The sequence below is a fragment of the Rhizobium sp. AG207R genome, from assembly GCF_027109195.1.
Lineage (GTDB): Bacteria > Pseudomonadota > Alphaproteobacteria > Rhizobiales > Rhizobiaceae > Rhizobium > Rhizobium dioscoreae.
On sequence record NZ_JAEPVT010000003.1, the window covers coordinates 204,574 to 224,266 of the forward strand.

Consider the following 19,693-nt stretch of genomic DNA (forward strand, 5'->3'; position numbering starts at 1 on the left):
GAGGGCATGCACGCGCCACAAGTTACCAATCTCCCCCCTTGTGGGGGAGATGTCGCGAGAGCGACAGAGGGGGGTATCTTTCAGCACGGCAGGATTTCCCCATGACCGCCCTCTTCCTCCGCGACCTCAGACTTTCGGTGCGCGCTGGCGGCGGGGCGTTGATCGGCATCCTCTTCTTCCTCACCGTCGTCGCCGTCATCCCTTTCGGCGTCGGGCCTGACCTCAAGCTCCTCTCGCGCATCGGCCCGGCCATCGTCTGGATCGGCGCGCTGCTGGCGAGCCTCCTCGGCCTTGATCGGCTGTTCCAGGCCGAGCGTGACGACGGCTCGCTCGATCTGCTCGTCATGCAGGAAACGCCGCTGGTACTGACGGTCTTCATCAAATGCACAGCGCATTGGGTGGCGACAGGCCTGCCGCTCGTCATTGCCTCGCCGCTGCTCGGCCTCTTTATGAATATGAACGAGACGGCAATCGGGGCGACGGCGCTGACGCTGCTCGTCGGCTCGACGGCGATCACCTTCATCGGCGCGGTCGGTGCTGCGGTCGCCGTGGCCTTGCCGCGCGGCGGGCTACTGGTCTCCATTCTGGTGTTGCCGCTCACCATTCCGGTGCTAATCTTCGGCGTCAGCGCCACCTATGCCGCCGTCGAAGGGCCGCAGCCGTTCCTGCCGCCCTTCCTGATCCTGATCGCGCTCACCTTGTTCTTCGCCGTCCTCGGCCCGGCCGCTGCTGCTCTTGCCCTGCGGAACACGACTGATTGATCGCAATAAGATACTGTTTCGTCCATCCGGGACAATGCGGTCGATTGCCGGAAATGCCATATCGGGTTAAACAAGCCGCATGAGCGATATCACTGCGATCAGCCGATTTTCCGACCTTGCCAATCCCACGCGGTTCCTGGCTTTCTCGGCGCGTCTCATTCCCTGGCTAGCGGCCATCTCGGCCGTGCTCTTCGCGATCGGCCTCTATCTGTCCTTTACGACCGAAGGCGATTATCAGCAGGGCGATACGGTCCGCATCATGTATATTCACGTTCCGGCCGCCTGGCTGTCGATGATGTGCTATACGATCATGAGCATGTCGGCGATCGGCACGCTGGTCTGGCGCCATCCGCTCGCCGATGTCGCCGGCAAGACGGCGGCACCGCTCGGCGCCGCCTTCACGCTGATCGCGCTGGTCACCGGTTCGCTCTGGGGCAAGCCGATGTGGGGCACCTATTGGGTCTGGGATGCACGCCTGACCTCGGTCTTCATCCTCTTCCTGATGTATCTCGGCCTGATCGCGCTGAACCGCGCCATGGACGATCCATCAAAAGCTGCCCGCGTCGCCTCGATCCTGACACTGGTCGGCTTCATCAATATTCCGATCATCAAATTCTCCGTGGACTGGTGGAACACGCTGCATCAGTCGGAAAGCATCATGCGCATGGATGGCCCGGCCATCGCCGCGGAATTCCTCTGGCCGCTCTTCACCATGGCGCTCGCCTTCACGCTGCTGTTCTTCACGCTGCACCTGATGGCGATCCGCAACGAGATCTGGCGGCGCCGCATCGCCACCCAGCGCCGTATAGCCGCGCGCCTGGCGAGCCGGGAGGATTAGAATGTCCCATCCCTTTTACGTCTTTGGCTCCTATGGCTTTGCCGCCTTCATGATCCTCGCCATCATTGCGTGGATATGGATCGATGGACGCCTACGACGTCGCGAGCTCGCCGCATTGGAGGCCTCCGGCATCCGCCGCCGCTCGCAACGCGCGGCCGAAAGCGAGACGAAATGACCACGGATGCCGATAACAAGGATCAGCCGAAATCGAGCGGCACCGCGCGCTATCTGCTGGCGCTGATCCCGCTGATCGTCTTTGCCTGCATCGCCTTCGCCGTCGGCAAGGTCATGTACGATCAGGAAGTGCACGGCACTGATATATCGGCCATTCCCTCGGCCCTGATCGGCACCAAGGCGCCGAAGCTCGCGCTCCCACCTCTCGAAGGCTCCAACCTACCGGCGCTCACCGACGACGCCATCAAGGGCAAGCTGACGCTCGTCAACGTCTTCGCCTCATGGTGCGTCCCCTGCCGCGACGAGCATCCGGTGCTGAAGGAGCTCGCCAAGGGCGGTCAGCTCAACATCGTGGCGATCAATTATAAGGATACGAGCGAGAACGCCCTTCGCTTCCTCGGCGAACTCGGCAACCCTTATAACGCCATCGGCATCGACCCGAACGGCTCCGCCGCCATCGACTGGGGCGTCTACGGCATCCCGGAATCCTATCTCGTCTCGCCCGACGGCACGATCCTCTACAAGCAGGTCGGTCCGTTTACGCCGACAAGTTTGAAGGAAGGGCTCTATCCGGCGATAGCGAAGGCGCAGGGGAAACCGGCGTCTTAAACGTCTAGCGGCTTCACCGCCCGCCCTCGTGGTTCGCCCCCTTCGACAAGCTCAGGGTGCTTCCGCACCTCACCATGAGGGCTAATCTCCCTGGTTATCCAGAGATCACCCAGATCACAGGGCGGCTAGAGCGTTTCCGCTTTTCTTCGAATCGCGAAAAACGCTCTATCTTCTTGTTTTGAAGCGCATTCCGGACGGAAAACCGCTTCGCACTTTTCCTGGAAATGCTCCAGGCTGGCGGCCAATCGCCGCGAGAACCACTCCACCTCATGGTGAGGTGCCCTATCGCCGAAGCATAGCGCAAGCAATAGGGCCTCGAACCACGAGGTGGCCACAGGACCAGCTTTAAAACTCTCTTAAATCCCGCCCTGCCAGGTCTTCACCGCCTCAACCGGCCAGACCAGCATCAGTACGTTGAGCGTCAGATTATCGCGGATCAAATATCCGGTGAGCAGCTCAAAGAAGATGGCGATGGCGACCGTCACCAGCACCGGTGCGCGCCAGGCAAACAGGAAGCCGACGACCATGAACACGGCATCCATCGAGGAATTGAGGATGCTGTCGCCGACATAGTCGAGCGAGATCGTTGCGGCGCGGTAGCGGTTGATGATGATCGGGGAATTTTCCAGGATTTCCCAGCCGGATTCGATCAGCATGGCAACGAAGAGCCGCATCGACAGCGGCTTGCCGCGCATGATCAGATGCGTGAGACCGAAGAAGAGGAAACCGTGGATGATGTGCGACGGCGTATACCAGTCGGCGATGTGCTGCGAATTGCCGCTGGATTTCACCACCGGCTCGAAAAGCTTCACGTAGCCGCAGGTGCAGATCGGCACACGGCCCATCATGTATTCGGTGACGATCTGCACGAGCAAAACGACAGCGCAGGCGATGAACCAGAAGCTCTGTTGCCGATAGCGGCTTTGGGCGTCGATGGCTTGGCTCATTTACCGTTTTCCACCGGCGGCTCGACCGTGTGCTTCATGATCAGCGGCATCTGTGACAGCGTGAAGAGGATGGTGATCGGCATCGTCCCCCAGACCTTGAAGTTCACCCAGAGATTATCCGCCGCCTTGGTGTCCGGAAGATAAAGCCAGTTCGAGCCGCGCCAGACGACTTCGTTGAGCACGGCGAGAACGAAGAAGAATATACCCCAGCGCAGCGTCAACTTGCGCCAGCCCTCGGCATCGAGCTGGAAGGCGGCATTGAAGACATAGCCGAGCAGCGACTTACCGAAAGCAAGTCCGCCGAGCAGCACAATGCCGAACAGCGCATTGACGATGGTCGGCTTCATCTTGATGAAGGTTTCGTTCTGAAGATAGATGCCGAGCGCGCCGAAAATCAGCACCACGATGCCGGAGACGAAGGGCATCAGCGGCAGATGGCCGAGCATGACCTTCGAAACGATGAGCGAGATCACCGTCGCTGCCATGAACAGGCCGGTGGCGACGAAGAGCGGGCCGCCGAGCGCCGCCAGCTGCGGAAAATGCTGCGCCAGCCACTCGCCGCGCAGATTGCCGAAGAAGAACACCAGCAAAGGCCCGAGCTCCAGCACCAGCTTCAGCATCGGATGATGCCTGTCGGCAGCACTTGGGGTGAGATCGCTGTCGCTGGTGGTCATTGCGGCACTTTCCCTGTCATCAAACTTATCATCGAATTTGTTCTTGTCATTCATTGGCTGTTTACAGCCCCCGTACCGGCGATGGCATGAGCAAAATCCTCGGCTTCGAACGGCTCGAGATCGTCTACACCTTCGCCGACGCCGATGAAATAGACCGGCAACTTGTGCTTGGCCGAGATGGCGACAAGGATGCCGCCGCGCGCCGTGCCGTCGAGCTTGGTCATGATTAGCCCGTTCACACCGGCAACATTGCGGAAGATTTCCACCTGGTTCAAGGCGTTCTGGCCGGTCGTCGCATCCAGCGTCTGCAAAACCGTATGCGGTGCATCCGGATCGAGCTTGCCGAGGACGCGCACGATCTTTTCGAGCTCGGCCATCAGCTCCGCCTTGTTCTGCAGGCGGCCGGCGGTATCGATGATCAGCACGTCGCTCTTGTTGGCCTTAGCCTGCTGGAAGGCATCGAAGGCGAGGCCGGCAGCGTCTGCGCCGAGCTTGGTGCCGATGAAGTCCGATTTCGTGCGCTCAGCCCAGATCTTCAATTGCTCGATCGCAGCGGCGCGGAAGGTATCGCCGGCGGCCAGCGTGACCTTCAGTCCCGCGCCGGAGAGCTTCGCCGCCAATTTGCCGATCGTCGTCGTCTTGCCGGTGCCGTTGACGCCGACGACGAGGATCACATGTGGCTTGTGGCTGAGATCGAGCTGCAACGGCTTGGCAACCGGCTTCAGCACCTTGGCGATTTCCTGCGCCATGATGCGACCGACATCTTCGCCCGTCACATCCTTGCCGTAGCGTTCGGAGGCCAGCGTATCCGTGACACGCATCGCCGTTTCGACGCCGAGATCGGCCTGGATCAACAGATCCTCCAGATCCTGCAGCGTCTGATCGTCGAGCTTGCGCTTGGTAAAGAGAGCCGCGATCTGGCCGGTCAGCTGCGACGAGGTGCGCGCAAGCCCGGCGCGCAGGCGCTGGAACCAGGAAAGTTTTTGTTTTGGGGTTTCCGGGGTGGGTATAGGGGCGGAGGCGGCGGTCGAGAAGCCTTTGGGGAGGATGGGGGCTCCGACCGAGGGTTCGCTGCTTTCGGATGAGGGTTCCGGGGAGGCCTCGGTTTCTATGCTTTCCGACGAAGATTTCGAGTTCGTCGGAACCTCCTCACCCCCCTCTGTCCTGTCGGACATCTCCCCCACAAGGGGGGAGATTGGTTCGTTGGGGCGCTCTTCCGAAATTACATTCGCTTCAGGATCGGCAGGTTGCTCCGGTTCGATCGCCTGAAGATCGTCGTGCTGTTCTTCCGACTCGGATTCGAGGGAACGGGCAGCCTCAGCGGCCTCAATCTCCTTCGCGTCAGACGCATCTGCCTGGCTTTCAGCCTGTTGCTCCTGCTCGGCCGGCGCGGCATCCTCCAACCGATCTCCCCCCATGTGGGGGAGATGTCCCGAAGGGACAGAGGGGGACGGCGCAGGCTCGGCAGGTTCGGAAGCCGGCGAAACATCTACAGCAGGCGCTTCCTGTTCTACAACAGGCACCTCAACCCTCGCCAAATCCTCCGCAGGCGCCTGCTCCTCAGCCGGCTTCTCACGGCCGAAGGTGAAGACTTTTTTAATGAAACCGAGCGCCATGAAGTGTCCGTTGAAGCATTAAGCCGCGTCGGCGGCCAGAAGTTGCATGTCGAGATGCTTGCCATTGTGGCCGGTGATTGCGACCTGCACAAGGTCGCGCGGGCAAAGGCCAGGAGCGGCGACAAGCGTGAAGTTTTCCGTATGCGCCAGTCCGCCATTCTCCACAAGCAGCCATTGCCGTGTGCCGACCATCTTGTCCAGATGGGCTTGGTGCAATCTCTGCCCGGCCTCGCGCAGGCGGGCGGCGCGCTCCTTGATCACGCCGCGATCGAGCTGCGGCATGCGGGCGGCCGGTGTACCGGGGCGTGGGCTATAAGGGAAGACGTGCAGATGCGCGATACCGGCCTCCTCTGCGAGACCGATAGCATTGGCAAACATTTCTTCCGTCTCTGTCGGAAAGCCGGCGATCATATCGGCGCCGAAGCTCGTCTCCGGGCGCAGACGGCGCACATCCTCGATGAAACGGATAGCATCGGTGCGCGAGTGCCGCCGCTTCATGCGCTTGAGGATCATGTCATCGCCATGCTGCAGCGACAGATGCAGATGCGGCATGAAGCGCGGCTCGTCGGCGATGAGATCCATCAGATGCCGGTCGGCCTCGATGCTGTCGATGGAGGAGAGACGCAACCGGCGGATCTCCGGAATCTGCTTCAGCAGCGTCTTGGCAAGCAGGCCGAGCGTCGGCGTTCCCGGCAGGTCGGCGCCATAGCTCGTGGCATCGACGCCGGTCAGCACGATTTCGCGATAGCCGCTTTCGACGAGATTGCGGGCTTGATCGACCACAGCGCCCATCGGCACCGAACGTGAATTGCCGCGGCCATAGGGAATGATGCAGAAGGTGCAGCGGTGGTCGCAGCCGTTCTGCACCTGGATGAAAGCCCGCACATGGCCATCGATATGGCGGATCATCTGCGGCGCAGTCGCCCGCACGCTCATGATGTCGTTGACGCGCAGCTTCTCTTCGGCCGACACACCGAAATCCGGAAGCGCCTGGTAGGAGGCGCTCTTCAGCTTCTCCTCGTTGCCGAGCACGGCATCGACTTCCGCCATTTCGGCGAAGGTCTGCTTCTCGGTCTGCGCGGCGCAGCCTGTGACGATGATGCGGGCATGCGGATTGTCGCGCCGCGCGCGGCGGATTGCCTGCCGCGCCTGGCGCACGGCCTCGCCCGTCACGGCGCAGGTATTGACCAGAATGGCATTGTTGAGCCCGGCTTTCTCCGCCTCGGCCCTCATCACTTCGGATTCATAGGTATTGAGACGGCAGCCGAAGGTAATGACCTCGACCCCGCTCACCGCGCCTGAGCCCCCTGCTCCGGATCGCGCGAAAAGCTGCCCGTCACCGGATCAACGGTGCCGGACCACTCCCATTCGGCAGGCCCGGTCATCACGACATGGTCGTTACTATCCAGCCATTCGATGGTGAGCTTGCCCGGCGCGGGTGCGGAGGCAACCTCGATCGTCACCTTGCGGCCGGTGCGGCCGGTGCGCGCGGCGCTGACGGCGGCAGCACAAGCGGCCGAACCGCAGGCAAGTGTCAGGCCGGCGCCGCGCTCCCAGGTGCGGGTACGCAGCGAAGATGGGGACAGCACCTGTGCGAGCGTGATATTGGCGCGCTCGGGAAACATCGGGTGGTTTTCGAGCAGCGGGCCGAAACGATCGAGATCGAAGGACATCGGGTCCTTGTCGACCCAGAAAATCGCATGCGGATTGCCCATCGACATCGCCGAAGGCGAATGCAGGACCGGATTGTCGATCGGCCCGATCTGCAGCTCGATGCGGCTGGTATCGGAAAATTCCTCGGCAAGCGGGATCTTGTCCCAGTCAAAAACGGGCGTGCCCATATCGACCGAGATCGTGCCGTCCTCATGCTCTCTGGCATTGAGGATTCCGGCGACGGTCTGGAAGGTGAAAACCTTCTTGCCGGTTTCGGCCGCCAGCGCCTGTACGACGCAGCGCGTGCCGTTGCCGCAGGCCTGCGCCTTGGTTCCGTCGCAGTTCAGAATGTCGATCCAGGCATCGGTGCCCTGCAGCTTCGGATCGTGGATCGCCATGATCTGGTCGAACTGGGTGGCCGGATCGGCATTGAGCGCAATCGCCGCCGCGGGCGTCACCACATCCTTGCGGCCGCGCATGTCGATAACCAGGATCTTGTTGCCAAGCCCGTTCATCCTCGCGAATTCGACCGTATTGCTCATGAGATCATTCCTGTTGTCGAGCTGTATATGGCGGAAATGCGGGGGAATTACCAGTGGTGCGTGAAGGACGGCACTTTCAAGATTTACCAGAGTGATCCGGGCCGTCTCTATCCTTCGAGGCTTCGCTCTTCGAGCTCCGCACCTCAGGATGAGGCGGGGTTAACATCGTCGCTGCGCCATGATTTGTGCTGCAGTGCCTAGTTTCCGGAAATGTATGGTCGACACAAGAGATTAGCCCTCATGGTGAGGAGGCCTGCAGGGCCGTCTCGAACCACGAGGGCGGGTGGCTCGTCCTTTGACCACAGCGAAGACCTCACCCAGAAACCTTGACGGAATTCATTTCGAGAAAAAATCATCCATCGATGTCGGATTATCAAAAGCTGCCACGTCCTAGGCTCGTCCACTCCGTCAAACCATAGGGATTATGACCATGCCGAACACCATACGCCTGCACCGCGTTCTGGCCACCAGCCCGGAAAAGGTCTATCGCGCATTTATCGAGGCCGACGCACTTGCCAAGTGGCTGCCGCCGAACGGCTTTACCTGCAGCGTGCACCACTTCGAGGGAAAAGTCGGCGGCACGTTTAAGATGTCGTTCCGCAACTTCACGACCGGCGAGAGCCACTCTTTCGGCGGCGATTTCCGCGAACTGATCCCGGGCGAACTTGTGCGCTACACCGACAAGTTCGACGATCCGAACCTACCCGGCGAAATGGAAGTGACCGTGACCTTGAAGAAGGTTCTCGTCGGAACCGAGGTCAACATCACACAGGCGGGCGTACCCGATGTCATCCCGCCGGAAGCCTGCTATCTCGGCTGGCAGGAATCGCTGATCAATCTGGCGAAACTGGTCGAGCCTGAGATTAAGCAGTAAGGCTCGCCGACGCACGACGCAATCCTTCTCCCCTCGGGGAGAAGGTGCCGACAGGCGGATGAGGGAGCTTGCCCGAGCACACTGAACTCAATGAATTCGAGGCGACTTAACCCCCTCATCCGACCCTTCGGGCCACCTTCTCCCCAGGGGGAGAAGGGATATTTGGCGCCCCCTCACACAATCGGCACATCGAAAACTTCGCCAGCCCGGAGCGGGCGAAAGCGATCCGGCTCCACACCCTCGGCCTTCAGCGCGGCATCCAGCGCCTGAACGGGCGCATCGATGCCCTCGTCCGTCAGCTGGAAGGTCGCGAAATGATGACCGGCGACATAGGCTGCATTGCAGAGCTTCATGCCCTTCACCGCCTCTTCCGGATTCTGGTGCTGGCCCTTCATGAACCAGCGCGGCTCATAGGCGCCGAACGGCAGGATTGCGAGGCGGAAGCCGCCATGTTTTTGCCGGGCGGCCTCATAATTGATGCCGTCGTGAAAGCCCGTATCACCGACATGGTAGATCTTGCCCGCTGGCGTGTTGAGCACGAACGCCGCCCAGAGCGCCATGCGCCGGTCGCCCATGCCGCGCGCCGACCAGTGATGGCAAGGTCCGACATCGATGATCACACCGGCCTTGAGGGCGATACGATCGCCCCAGTCGACAACAGTGATGTCGGCATCTGGAACGGCGCGGCGGATGATCGTGTCGTTGCCGAGCGGCGTGACGATCTTTGGCCGGTGCGCCTGCTGCAGGCGGGCAAGGGTCACGAGATCGAGATGGTCGTAGTGATTATGCGTCACCAGCACGAGGTCGATATGTGGCAGGTCCTCGAAGCGGATGCCAGGCGGCACCACGCGCTTCGGCCCGACGGAGCGGAAGGGGCTCACCCGCTCCGACCAGACCGGGTCAGTCAGAACGTTCATTCCTGCAATCTGCACCAGCATCGAGGCGTGCCCGACCATAGTCACCCGCATCTGATTGCCGAAGACATGCCGGTCGGGCTTGGCCAGCGGAAAGGCGCTGATGACAGGATGGGGCCAGCGCACCCTCCCGCCGCCGAGCTGCCAGCGCAAAAGATCGAACGCGCCGCCAGGCTCGACGCCGCCGGGATTGAAGAAACGTTGGCCATCGAAGTGGTCGGATACCGGACCCTGATAGTAGGGGTTTTTCCTAGCCGAGCGGGATGAGCTTGTCATGCCTTGTCCGCTCCTTGCGCGCCCGTCGCTTCGCCGGCCGGCACACCAATCCTGGCGAGCCATTCCACCACCTTCTGCGTCGTCAGCGCCTCATCGAGCACGACGTTCGCCGGCATTGCGAATAGCTGCGGCGTGAAGAAACTCGTGTCCCACAATGCCGCGCCTGCCACCGGCGGGGAAAGCAGGATGACCTGCCGGCCATCGATGCGCGAAATCGTCTCGACAGAGGCCTCGCCGGAAATGTCGACAAGAGCTGGCTCATCCGGCCGCATCGTCTGATAGCACCACCAAGGCTCGTCATTGCCCTCTTCTGCCACGGTCACGCAGCGCGCCATATCGACAATGAACCTGTTGGGCGTACGGCCGCCCGGCAATCTCTCGCCGAAGGCTGCCTGGATAAGCGTGAACAGATGAAAGCAATTGACGATATTCTCATACCGCAGACGAAAGCCCTGGCGGCTCGGTAGATGCAGCACCAGCAGATCGTCGCTGCGGCTCAACAGCACCTGACGGACCCAGGCGGCACCCGGCGTATAATCCTGCAGTTCGGCAAGCTGCGCCATCAGCGCCTTGTCGCCAGCCGCAAGCTTACGCTGCTCCGGCATGCCGGAAAGATGCGAAACCGCCGATTGGCCAAGCAGCTGGAAGGCGTCGAACAACTGCCTTTGCCGCGGGCTCAGCTCCTTGCTGCCGGCAAAGCCGCGATGGATCTGCGGCAGCCAGGCCAGATAAAGCTCCCATACGGCCGGACCGCTGCGCTCCACCGCGCCACCCTTCTCGACGATGGTGCCGAGCATATTGGCAAGGATCGCAGCACCCGGTGGCGGCAGGCGGCCAAGCTCGCGCGCTGCCCGCGCCGCGATCTTCGGCTGGGCCACGGCAGTCGCGTAGAAGGCCTGCGCCACCGCGTTGAAACGGGCGTCGACCCGGCCACCGGCATAGTTTCGGCAGGCGGCGAGGAGATCGGTCAGGGCTGCATCATTCATTCGGAACTGTCTCGGGGAATCATTTGGCGGCCGGGGATCGATACAACAATTCGAAGACGGTGGTATGGTCAAATCGACATCGATATTGTGATGTCATCCGTGCATTTCAGGCATTTCGGCCGCCTTGGGTTGACTTTGCCGGCCTTTTCCTGTTTATCGCCCGCAATCTGCGACGAGCACAAGCCTCCGAGCCACCGACCGGGACCCATTAAGGTATAAAGAGATCCCGGAGGTCAACACCCGACAGCGCGATGCGCCCTCGGGTGCTTTTTGGCTTTGCGTCTTGTTTTCGTCATGGAAAAGCACGACGTTTTCGGGCGAGGAACCGCGCAAACTTGCGCCAAGTCCAAATCCCAAGCGATCGATAAGGAAGAAACGATGTTTGAAAACCTCCAGGACCGTCTTGGTTCCATTCTGAATGGACTGACAGGCCGCGGCGCGCTTTCGGAAGCCGATGTTTCCGCGGCACTGCGCGAGGTTCGCCGCGCGCTGCTCGAAGCCGACGTGGCGCTTGACGTCGTGCGCTCCTTTACCGATCGCGTCCGCGAAAAGGCCGTCGGCGCCGAAATCCTGAAGTCGATCAAGCCCGGTCAGATGGTCGTCAAGATCGTCCATGACGAGCTGATCGAGATGCTCGGCGGCGAAGGCGTCGGCATCGACCTGAATGCGCCCGCCCCGGTCGTCGTCATGATGGTCGGCCTGCAGGGCTCGGGTAAGACCACTACCACGGCCAAGATCGCCAACCGCCTGACCAGCCGCGACCGCAAGAAGGTCCTGATGGCCTCGCTGGACACGCGCCGTCCGGCCGCGCAGGAGCAACTGCGCCAGCTCGGCGTGCAGACCGGTATCGACACGCTACCGATCATCGCGGGCCAGTCGCCGACCGACATTGCCGCGCGCGCCGTGCAGGCCGCCAAGCTCGGCGGCCATGACGTCGTCATCCTCGACACCGCCGGCCGTACGCATATCGACGAGCCGCTCATGGTCGAGATGGCGGATATCAAGAAGAAATCCAATCCGCACGAAATCCTGCTGGTCGCCGATAGCTTGACCGGTCAGGACGCCGTCAATCTCGCCCGCAATTTCGACGAGCGCGTCGGCATTACCGGCCTCGTGCTGACCCGCATGGACGGCGACGGCCGCGGCGGTGCCGCCCTTTCGATGCGCGCAATCACCGGCAAGCCGATCAAACTGATCGGCGTCGGCGAAAAGATGGGCGAGCTGGAGGAATTCCATCCCCGCCGTATCGCCGACCGTATCCTCGGCATGGGCGACATCGTCTCGCTCGTCGAGAAGGCGGCCGAAAATATTGACGCCGAAAAGGCAGCCGCCATGGCCGCCAAGATGGCCAAGGGCAAGTTTGATCTGAACGATCTGGCCGACCAGCTGAAGCAGATGCAGAAGATGGGCGGCATGGGCGGCATTATGGGCCTGATGCCCGGCATGTCCGGCATGAAGGACAAGATGGCTGCTGCCGGCCTCGACGACCGCCTGTTCAAGCGCCAGCTCGCCATCATCTCCTCGATGACCAAGGCCGAGCGCGCCAATCCGGATCTCCTCAAGCATTCCCGCAAGAAGCGCATCGCAGCCGGCTCCGGCACCGATGCCTCCGACATCAACAAGCTTCTGAAAATGCACCGCCAGATGGCCGACATGATGAAGATGATGGGCGGCAAGGGCAAAGGCGGCATGATGAAGCAGCTGATGGGCGGCCTTGCCGGCAAGATGGGTCTCGGCGGCGGTATGGGCGGCATGCCCGACCTGTCGAACATCGACCCCAAGCAGCTCGAAGCCCTGCAGAAGCAGGCCGAAGCAGCTGGCCTCGGCCGTCCCGGCGGCCTGCCGGGTGGTTTGCCTGGCCTGGGTGGCGGGGGCGGTTTGCCGGGCCTCGGCGGCGCCAAGCTGCCTGGTCTCGGCGGTGGTTTCCCGGGCCTCCCCGGTTTGCCGAAGAAGAAGTGAGAGGGATCGCTGACCATGATTGATCCAGACGTCAAAGCCCAACTGGGCAAATACCGCCAGTCGATCGACAATATCGATGCTGCACTGGTGCACATGCTGGCCGAGCGCTTCCGCTGCACCAAAGAGGTCGGCGTGCTGAAGGCCAAGTACGACCTGCCGCCGGCCGACCCGGCACGCGAAGAATTTCAGATCGAGCGTCTGCGCCGCCTGGCAAAGGACGCCAATCTGGACCCGGATTTCGCCGAGAAGTTCCTGAACTTCGTCATCAAGGAAGTCATCCGGCATCATGAACAGATCGCTGCGGATTTCAAAGGGTAACCCCCTGGCCGCATGATCCCGAAGACGCAGGACGTTTTCAGGGGATCACGCAGCAAGAAAAAAGCAGCGCGACGTAACCATACCGCACAACGAAGCGGTCAAGAAAAGCCTAAGGAGAATGAACATGGCATTGAAAATTCGTCTCGCCCGCGGTGGCTCCAAGAAGCGCCCGTACTACCACGTTGTCGTAGCCGACGCTCGCTCGCCGCGCGACGGCCGTTTCCTGGAGACTCTGGGCTCCTGGAACCCGATGCTTGCCAAGGACGACGCCAAGCGCGTTGAACTGAAGGTCGAACGCATCAAGCACTGGCTCGACCACGGCGCACAGCCGACCGACCGCGTTCTGCGCTTCCTCAACGAAGCCGGCATCGCAAAGCGCGAAGCCAAGAATAACCCGGAAAAGGCAAAGCCGGGCAAGAAGGCTCAGGAGCGCGCTGCCGAAAAGGCACAGAAGGCTGCTGACGCCGCTGCTGCTTCCGAGTAATCGGACCCCGCATTGATTGAAAACGGGTGGCATGGCGACATGCCGCCCGTTTTTTGTTTCCCATCGGCAAATGTTCAGCCTATGAGAGAACCAAAGACAGCGCCGCGTGTCACAAATGAGTGCCAAGGTCGGTCGCTGTAGCATTTTGGATCTGCTGCATAATCCCGGCAATCGGCGAAGAGACCATGACGAAACTGCAAAATCCGGTATTGATGGCCACCATCGGCGCCGCACAGGGCCTGAGGGGCGAGGTGCGTGCCCGCGCCTATACATCCGATCCGACCGCGCTTGGCGATTACGGCCACCTGCACAGCATGGATGGCCGCAGCTTCGAAGTTCTGGAAATCCGCGAGGCCAAGAATGTCGTCATCGTGCGCTTTCGCGGCATCAACGACCGCAATGCCGCCGAGGCACTGAACGGCCTGGAACTCTATGTCGAGCGCGACAACCTGCCGGATGACGAGCTCGACGACGACGAATTCTTCTACACCGATCTCGAAGGGCTGGAAGCCGTCGACGACCAGGGCGTCGGCTACGGCACCGTCAGCGGCATCTATGATTTCGGTGCGGGCGACCTGCTGGAGCTGAAGGGGCCGGGCAAGCGGCCCGTGCTGATCCCCTTTTCCGAAGCCGCCGTGCTCGAAATCGATCTCGAGGGCGGCAAGATCCTGATCGATCCGCTGGCCGCCGGCCTGATCGACAACCCCGACGATCTTATCGGCAAGCCGGCAAAGCCGGAAAAGCCCCAAGGCAAGCCGAAGAAGTGATCCTTATTGGGAAGTGACCGCGCCATGAGTTTTCGGGCGACTATCCTGACGCTCTATCCCGAGATGTTTCCCGGCCATCTCGGCACGTCGCTTGCCGGCAAGGCGATGGAACGCGGGCAATGGTCGCTGGACACCGTGCAGATCCGCGATTTCGCCACCGACAAGCACCGCACCGTCGACGACACGCCGGCCGGCGGTGGCGCCGGCATGGTGCTGAAGCCTGACGTTCTTGCCCGCGCGATTGACCATGCCAGCGAAAACGACAGCCGCCCCCGCCTGCTGATGAGCCCTCGCGGCAAGCCGCTGACGCAAAAGCGCGTGCGCGAGCTTGCAGGCGGCGATGGCGTCATCATCGTCTGCGGCCGCTTCGAAGGCGTCGACCAGCGCGTCATCGACGGCCGTGGCCTCGAGGAAGTCTCGATTGGCGACTATATCCTCTCGGGCGGCGAGCCGGCCGCCCTTATCCTGCTCGACGCTATCGTCCGCATCCTGCCCGGCGTCATGGGCAATGATCTTTCCGGCCTGCACGAAAGCTTCGAAGGCGGCCTGCTGGAACACCCGCACTATACCCGCCCGCAAATCTGGGAGGGCCGAGAGATCCCCGCCATTCTCACCTCTGGCAATCACGCGGCGATCGCCAAATGGCAGAGGGAGCAGGCTGAGAAGCTGACGAAAGAGCGGCGGCCGGATTTGCTGGACGAGTTGCGAAAGAAGTAGCGACAACACGTCTGGATGAACGACATTGGTTCAAGCGCGCCGCAAAACTGGCGCTAATCGCCACTTAATTCAGCCGCAAGGGGTGACAAAGGCGTGACAATAGGGTATGTGCGCGCCCGGCATGGGAAGTTTCCCATCAACCAGCAAAGAAGAGCAGACGTATTCGCTCCTGCCTGAACGGGCATATTATCCGAGGCGTGATCTCCGGGTCCGACCAAAGATAGAATGATGAGCGCTCTGGCTGTTGAACCAACAACGAGGTTGATACTATGAACATCATTCAGCAGTTGGAAGCCGAACAGGCTGCCAAGATCGAAGCCAAACGCACGCTTCCCGAATTTTCCGCTGGCGACACCGTTCGCGTCAACGTGAAGGTCACGGAAGGCAACCGTACCCGCGTTCAGGCCTATGAAGGCGTTTGCATCGCTCGCTCCGGCGGCGGCCTGCAGGAAAACTTCACCGTTCGCAAGATCTCCTACGGCGAAGGCGTCGAGCGCGTATTCCCGGTTTACTCGCCGATGATCGAAAGCGTCGAAGTCGTTCGCCGCGGTAAGGTCCGTCGCGCCAAGCTTTACTACCTGCGCGACCTGCGCGGTAAGGCTGCCCGTATCGTCGAAAACACCGGCACTCGCGCCCGCAAGCTCAACGATGCCGAGCGTCAGGCTCTGGCCGATGAGAAGGCACGCATCGAAGCCGAGAAGGTTGCAGCCGCTCAGGCGCTCGCAGCCGAGAAGGCAGCAGCCGAAGCCGCAGAAGCAAAGGCAGCTGCAGAAGCTGCTGCTGCAGCCGAACCGGCAGCAGAATAAGTTTCGATCCACTTGGGATCGCAAAGCTTGAAGGCGGCCCTCGGGTCGCCTTTTTGCTTCCAGCCGTTGGCGTCCGACAAACGGAAATTTCTCCGTCAGCCGTCTGTTTTAGAGTTGCTTTTCCATTTTTCTGATTGCAGCCAAGGCAACAGCCTTGCCAGCAGCTTTCCAAATATGACAGTTTTCCGCCAGCCTGGCGTTGGATGATTTTAGGTCAAATCGACCCCAAATCTGAATCAGCGCCAGAATCAAATAATGAGAGCATGATGTCGTCCGAAAACCGCTGACACTTTTCGGCATCATGCTCTAATCGGGGAGATTTTCATGGCATTCCGTCGTTCGTTCCTTCTGGGCCTTGGCGCCCTCGTGCTTGCACCTTTCGCCGCCTTCGCCGCCGATCTGCCGAACCTGAACGGCAGGACCGTCGTCGTCGTCACAGAGAACGCCTATCCGCCGTTGCAGTTCATCGACCCAAAGACGAACAAGGCGATCGGCTGGGAATATGACGCGATGAACGAGATCGCCAAGCGTCTGAACTTCAAGGTCGAGTACCAGAACACCAGCTGGGACGCGATGATCCAGGCCGTTTCCGAAGGCCAATACAATATCGGCATGACCGGCATCACCATCAAGGAAGACCGCAAGCAGAAGGTCGATTTCTCGGATCCCTATATGCGCTCGCAGCAGTTCATGCTCGTGCGTGGCGACGAGAAGCGCTTCACCGATGCCAAGAGCTTCGCCGCGGTCAAGGAGGCCCTGATCGGCGCGCAGCCGGGCACGACGCCCTTCTACACCGCCGTCTATGAAGTCCTCGACGGCAACGAGCAGAACCCGCGCATCAAGACCTTCGAAACCTTCGGTGCGACAGTGCAGGCACTGAAGACGGGAGACGTCGACATGGTGCTGACCGATGGTACCGCCGGCAAGGGCTATGTCGATGCCTCCAACGGCGGTCTGAAGCTGGTCGGCGGCCCGCTCGGCACCGAGGATTTCGGCTTTATCTTCCAGAAGGGTTCCGATCTCGTCACCCCGATCAATGCCGCCATCGCCAGCCTCAAGGCTGATGGCACGCTCGACGCGCTGAACAAGAAGTGGTTCCTCGACTACAAGATGGGCCAATGAGCTCTGAAGACCGATATATTGGAAGCCCGCTCTGATGGCACCTTTGGCAGGTCCGGGCGGGCACCGCGGCAAGGAAGACTTTCCCTGGTGGCTGGTCGCCCTCGCTATCCTCGGCATCGCCGCCTCATTCGCAATTGCGGCGAACGGCCTCTATGCCCAGATTTTCTCTCTTCTGCTGAATGGCATCGGCGTCACGGTCTTCGTGACGCTGGTCGCCTTTACGCTGGCCATGCTGCTCGGCCTGGCACTGGCACTGCTGGGCCTTTCCGATTTCCTCGTGCTCAGGCAGATGGCGCGCTTCTATATCGAGATCGTGCGCGGCATCCCGATGCTGGTGCTGCTCTCCTATGTCGCCTTCGTCGGCACGCCGGCCTTCGTCGCTGTCTATAATTTCATCACGTCTCCATTGGCCTCCGCTGGCTGGACGACACCGCTCGTCACCCGCGATGTGCCTTTCGTCTGGCGCACGATCATCGCGCTGACGATTGGCTATTCGTCCTTCATCGCTGAAATCTTTCGCGCCGGCATCCAGGCGGTGGACCAGGGCCAGATCGAAGCGGCAAAGGCGCTGGGCCTTACCCGCTTCCAGCGCTTCCGCCTCGTCGTCTTCCCTCAGGCGATCCGCGTCATCTTGCCGCCGCTGTCGAACGATTTCATCGCCATGGTGAAGGACAGCTCACTGGTATCAGTGCTCGGGGTCGCCGATATCAGCCAGCTCGCCAAGCTCTATTACTCGGCCAATTTCCGCTACTTCGAGACGCTGTCGATCCTCGCCTTCATCTACCTGCTGCTGACGATCGGCCTGTCGCTGCTGCTCAGGCAGCTCGAAGCCTGGATGCGCCGGCGCTCGGGCAGCGATCGCTCCGCCTTCCCCCGCCTAGCGGCGGGCCAGCCACCCGGCGCGCAGGTGTGATGGCCAAAGGCGACCGTACCGATACTGCCTATCGTCGCCATTGCCGAAGGTTTTGAAAATTGATATGAGCATGGCCATGAGTAAGATCATGAGCAAAGACGGACGTTGCGTCACGGCTTTCGTGCTGCAGGACCACAAGCGCCTGCCGGCACGTTTCTTTGCGATGATTTCGGGCGCGCTCAACAGCCGACTTCGCTGATCACACCCGAGGCCGGCGGTCCTGATCCGTCAATCCCCATCTTCGATAATGCCAATATGGATCTGTAGCCATGAGCGCTCCACGCACACTGTACGACAAAATCTGGGACGACCATCTGGTCGACAGCCAGGAAGACGGCACCTGTCTTCTCTATATCGACCGCCATCTCGTTCACGAGGTGACGTCGCCGCAGGCTTTCGAAGGCCTGCGCATGAGCGGCCGCAAGGTTCACGCCCCGCAAAAGACGCTGGCCGTTGTCGACCACAACGTGCCGACCTCGCCGGATCGCCACCTCGGCATCAAGAACGAGGAAAGCCGCATCCAGGTCGAACAGCTCGCCAAGAACGCTGCCGAATTCGGCGTGGAATACTACTCCGAAAACGACAAGCGCCAGGGGATCGTCCACATCATCGGCCCCGAGCAGGGCTTCACCCTGCCCGGCATGACCATCGTCTGCGGCGACAGCCACACTTCGACCCACGGCGCCTTCGGCTCGCTCGCCCATGGCATCGGCACCTCCGAGGTCGAGCATGTGCTCGCCACGCAGACTCTGATCCAGAAGAAGGCGAAGAACATGCTGGTGCAGGTCGACGGCCAGCTGCCGCCGGGCGTCACCGCCAAGGACATCATCCTCGCCATCATCGGCGAGATCGGCACCGCGGGCGGCACCGGCTACGTCATCGAATATGCCGGTGAAGCCATTCGCTCGCTGTCGATGGAAGGCCGCATGACCATCTGCAATATGTCGATCGAAGGCGGCGCCCGCGCCGGCCTGATCGCTCCGGACGAGGTCACCTTCGAATACATCAAGGGCAAGCCGCGCGCGCCCAAGGGCGAAGCGCTGGAGCAGGCGATCGCCTACTGGAAGACGCTGAAGTCGGATGAGGGCGCACATTACGACCGCATCGTCAAGCTTGATGCCGCCAACCTGCCGCCGATCGTGTCCTGGGGCTCCTCGCCGGAGGACGTCATCTCTATTCAGGGTATCGTTCCGAATCCGGATGAGATCCAAGACGAAACCAAGCGCGCTTCCAAGTGGCGTGCGCTCGACTATATGGGCCTGAAGCCGGGCACGCCGATGACCGAGATCAACATCGATCGCGTCTTCATCGGCTCGTGCACCAACGGCCGCATCGAAGACCTGCGCGCTGTCGCCAAGGTCGTCGAAGGCAAGACGGTGGCTTCCACGGTCAACGCCATGATCGTTCCGGGCTCCGGCCTCGTGAAGGAACAGGCGGAAGCTGAAGGCCTCGACAAGATCTTCAAGGCTGCCGGCTTCGATTGGCGCGAGCCTGGCTGTTCCATGTGCCTCGCCATGAACGACGACCGCCTGAAGCCGGGCGAGCGCTGCGCTTCGACCTCGAACCGCAACTTCGAAGGCCGCCAGGGCTTCAAGGGCCGCACGCATCTGGTTTCGCCGGCTATGGCCGCCGCCGCCGCGATCGCCGGTCACTTCGTCGATATCCGCGAGTGGAACTGATCTGCTTCGATTGATTGACTGCAAAAGGCGGCCTCCGAGCCGCCTTTTTTGTCTGCTGTGAAAA

21 protein-coding genes are annotated in these 19,693 nt (G+C 61.3%); 14 read left to right on the plus strand and 7 right to left on the minus strand.

Annotated elements, in window-relative coordinates; translation table 11 throughout:
- Window positions 1-101 precede the first annotated feature (101 nt).
- From ccmB to JJQ51_RS08525, 4 genes are all read left to right on the plus strand, one after another.
- Entirely contained in the window at window positions 102-761 is a 660-nt protein-coding gene (gene ccmB / locus JJQ51_RS08510) for a heme exporter protein CcmB (RefSeq protein ID WP_269244561.1), read from the plus strand.
- A gap of 79 nt (window positions 762-840) precedes the next feature.
- Window positions 841-1,599, plus strand: a complete 759-nt coding sequence (locus tag JJQ51_RS08515) for a heme ABC transporter permease (protein ID WP_113330743.1) — start codon at window positions 841-843, stop codon at window positions 1,597-1,599.
- A gap of 1 nt (window position 1,600) precedes the next feature.
- Complete coding sequence (ccmD, locus tag JJQ51_RS08520) at window positions 1,601-1,774, plus strand: heme exporter protein CcmD (protein ID WP_113330744.1); 174 nt, start codon at window positions 1,601-1,603, stop codon at window positions 1,772-1,774.
- Window positions 1,771-2,382 (plus strand): DsbE family thiol:disulfide interchange protein, encoded by a 612-nt coding sequence (locus tag JJQ51_RS08525; RefSeq protein ID WP_269244562.1) that lies wholly within the window; start codon window positions 1,771-1,773, stop codon window positions 2,380-2,382. The genes ccmD and JJQ51_RS08525 overlap by 4 nt, the downstream gene beginning before the upstream one ends.
- Window positions 2,383-2,738: 356 nt before the next feature.
- On the opposite strand, the gene JJQ51_RS08530 is transcribed toward JJQ51_RS08525, so the two are convergent.
- From JJQ51_RS08530 to dapF, 5 genes are read right to left on the minus strand one after another with little or no spacing between them, the layout of a single operon-like run.
- Window positions 2,739-3,329 carry a DUF2585 domain-containing protein gene (locus JJQ51_RS08530; RefSeq protein WP_112723486.1) on the minus strand — a complete coding sequence of 197 codons (591 nt, stop codon included), beginning with the start codon at window positions 3,327-3,329 and terminating at the stop codon, window positions 2,739-2,741.
- Window positions 3,326-4,003, minus strand: coding sequence for a septation protein A (locus JJQ51_RS08535; RefSeq protein ID WP_269244563.1), 678 nt, complete (start codon window positions 4,001-4,003; stop codon window positions 3,326-3,328). Before JJQ51_RS08535 ends, JJQ51_RS08530 begins: the two co-directional genes overlap by 4 nt.
- A gap of 50 nt (window positions 4,004-4,053) precedes the next feature.
- Entirely contained in the window at window positions 4,054-5,619 is a 1,566-nt protein-coding gene (ftsY, locus tag JJQ51_RS08540; RefSeq protein WP_269244564.1) for a signal recognition particle-docking protein FtsY, read from the minus strand.
- Window positions 5,620-5,637: 18 nt separating this feature from the next.
- Window positions 5,638-6,912, minus strand: coding sequence for a tRNA (N(6)-L-threonylcarbamoyladenosine(37)-C(2))-methylthiotransferase MtaB (gene mtaB / locus JJQ51_RS08545; RefSeq protein WP_269244565.1), 1,275 nt, complete (start codon window positions 6,910-6,912; stop codon window positions 5,638-5,640).
- The gene (gene dapF, locus JJQ51_RS08550; RefSeq protein WP_069614770.1) at window positions 6,909-7,814 is read right to left on the minus strand and encodes a diaminopimelate epimerase; all 906 of its coding nucleotides are present in this window, start codon (window positions 7,812-7,814) and stop codon (window positions 6,909-6,911) included. Before dapF ends, mtaB begins: the two co-directional genes overlap by 4 nt.
- A gap of 430 nt (window positions 7,815-8,244) precedes the next feature.
- Here dapF and JJQ51_RS08555 point away from each other — a divergent pair, with 430 nt between their 5' ends.
- On the plus strand, window positions 8,245-8,688 hold the full coding sequence (locus tag JJQ51_RS08555) for an SRPBCC family protein (protein ID WP_162746327.1): 444 nt from the start codon (window positions 8,245-8,247) through the stop codon (window positions 8,686-8,688).
- A gap of 173 nt (window positions 8,689-8,861) precedes the next feature.
- Here JJQ51_RS08555 and JJQ51_RS08560 read toward each other — a convergent pair whose 3' ends face one another.
- Together JJQ51_RS08560 and JJQ51_RS08565 are read right to left on the minus strand one after the other, a co-directional pair.
- A complete protein-coding gene (locus JJQ51_RS08560; RefSeq protein WP_269244566.1) occupies window positions 8,862-9,878 on the minus strand; it encodes an MBL fold metallo-hydrolase in 1,017 nt (338 codons plus the stop codon).
- Window positions 9,875-10,864: a hypothetical protein gene (locus JJQ51_RS08565; RefSeq protein WP_269244567.1), complete on the minus strand. Its 990-nt coding sequence runs from the start codon at window positions 10,862-10,864 to the stop codon at window positions 9,875-9,877. Before JJQ51_RS08565 ends, JJQ51_RS08560 begins: the two co-directional genes overlap by 4 nt.
- Before the next feature lie 378 nt (window positions 10,865-11,242).
- Here JJQ51_RS08565 and ffh point away from each other — a divergent pair, with 378 nt between their 5' ends.
- From ffh to leuC, 9 genes are all read left to right on the plus strand, one after another.
- Window positions 11,243-12,823 carry a signal recognition particle protein gene (gene ffh, locus JJQ51_RS08570; RefSeq protein ID WP_269244568.1) on the plus strand — a complete coding sequence of 527 codons (1,581 nt, stop codon included), beginning with the start codon at window positions 11,243-11,245 and terminating at the stop codon, window positions 12,821-12,823.
- Window positions 12,824-12,838: 15 nt separating this feature from the next.
- Entirely contained in the window at window positions 12,839-13,141 is a 303-nt protein-coding gene (locus JJQ51_RS08575; RefSeq protein WP_069614775.1) for a chorismate mutase, read from the plus strand.
- 124 nt (window positions 13,142-13,265) lie between these two features.
- A complete protein-coding gene (rpsP, locus tag JJQ51_RS08580; protein ID WP_069614776.1) occupies window positions 13,266-13,625 on the plus strand; it encodes a 30S ribosomal protein S16 in 360 nt (119 codons plus the stop codon).
- Between the two features lie 185 nt (window positions 13,626-13,810).
- The gene (gene rimM, locus JJQ51_RS08585; RefSeq protein WP_269244569.1) at window positions 13,811-14,392 is read left to right on the plus strand and encodes a ribosome maturation factor RimM; all 582 of its coding nucleotides are present in this window, start codon (window positions 13,811-13,813) and stop codon (window positions 14,390-14,392) included.
- A gap of 24 nt (window positions 14,393-14,416) precedes the next feature.
- Window positions 14,417-15,109 carry a tRNA (guanosine(37)-N1)-methyltransferase TrmD gene (trmD, locus tag JJQ51_RS08590; protein WP_269244570.1) on the plus strand — a complete coding sequence of 231 codons (693 nt, stop codon included), beginning with the start codon at window positions 14,417-14,419 and terminating at the stop codon, window positions 15,107-15,109.
- Between the two features lie 269 nt (window positions 15,110-15,378).
- Complete coding sequence (gene rplS, locus JJQ51_RS08595; RefSeq protein ID WP_069614778.1) at window positions 15,379-15,915, plus strand: 50S ribosomal protein L19; 537 nt, start codon at window positions 15,379-15,381, stop codon at window positions 15,913-15,915.
- A gap of 324 nt (window positions 15,916-16,239) precedes the next feature.
- Window positions 16,240-17,037, plus strand: coding sequence for a transporter substrate-binding domain-containing protein (locus JJQ51_RS08600; RefSeq protein WP_269244571.1), 798 nt, complete (start codon window positions 16,240-16,242; stop codon window positions 17,035-17,037).
- Between the two features lie 34 nt (window positions 17,038-17,071).
- Window positions 17,072-17,950 carry an amino acid ABC transporter permease gene (locus JJQ51_RS08605; protein ID WP_113330861.1) on the plus strand — a complete coding sequence of 293 codons (879 nt, stop codon included), beginning with the start codon at window positions 17,072-17,074 and terminating at the stop codon, window positions 17,948-17,950.
- A 269-nt stretch (window positions 17,951-18,219) separates the two neighbouring features.
- Window positions 18,220-19,629 carry a 3-isopropylmalate dehydratase large subunit gene (gene leuC, locus JJQ51_RS08610; RefSeq protein ID WP_269244572.1) on the plus strand — a complete coding sequence of 470 codons (1,410 nt, stop codon included), beginning with the start codon at window positions 18,220-18,222 and terminating at the stop codon, window positions 19,627-19,629.
- The last annotated feature ends 64 nt before the right edge of the window (window positions 19,630-19,693 follow it).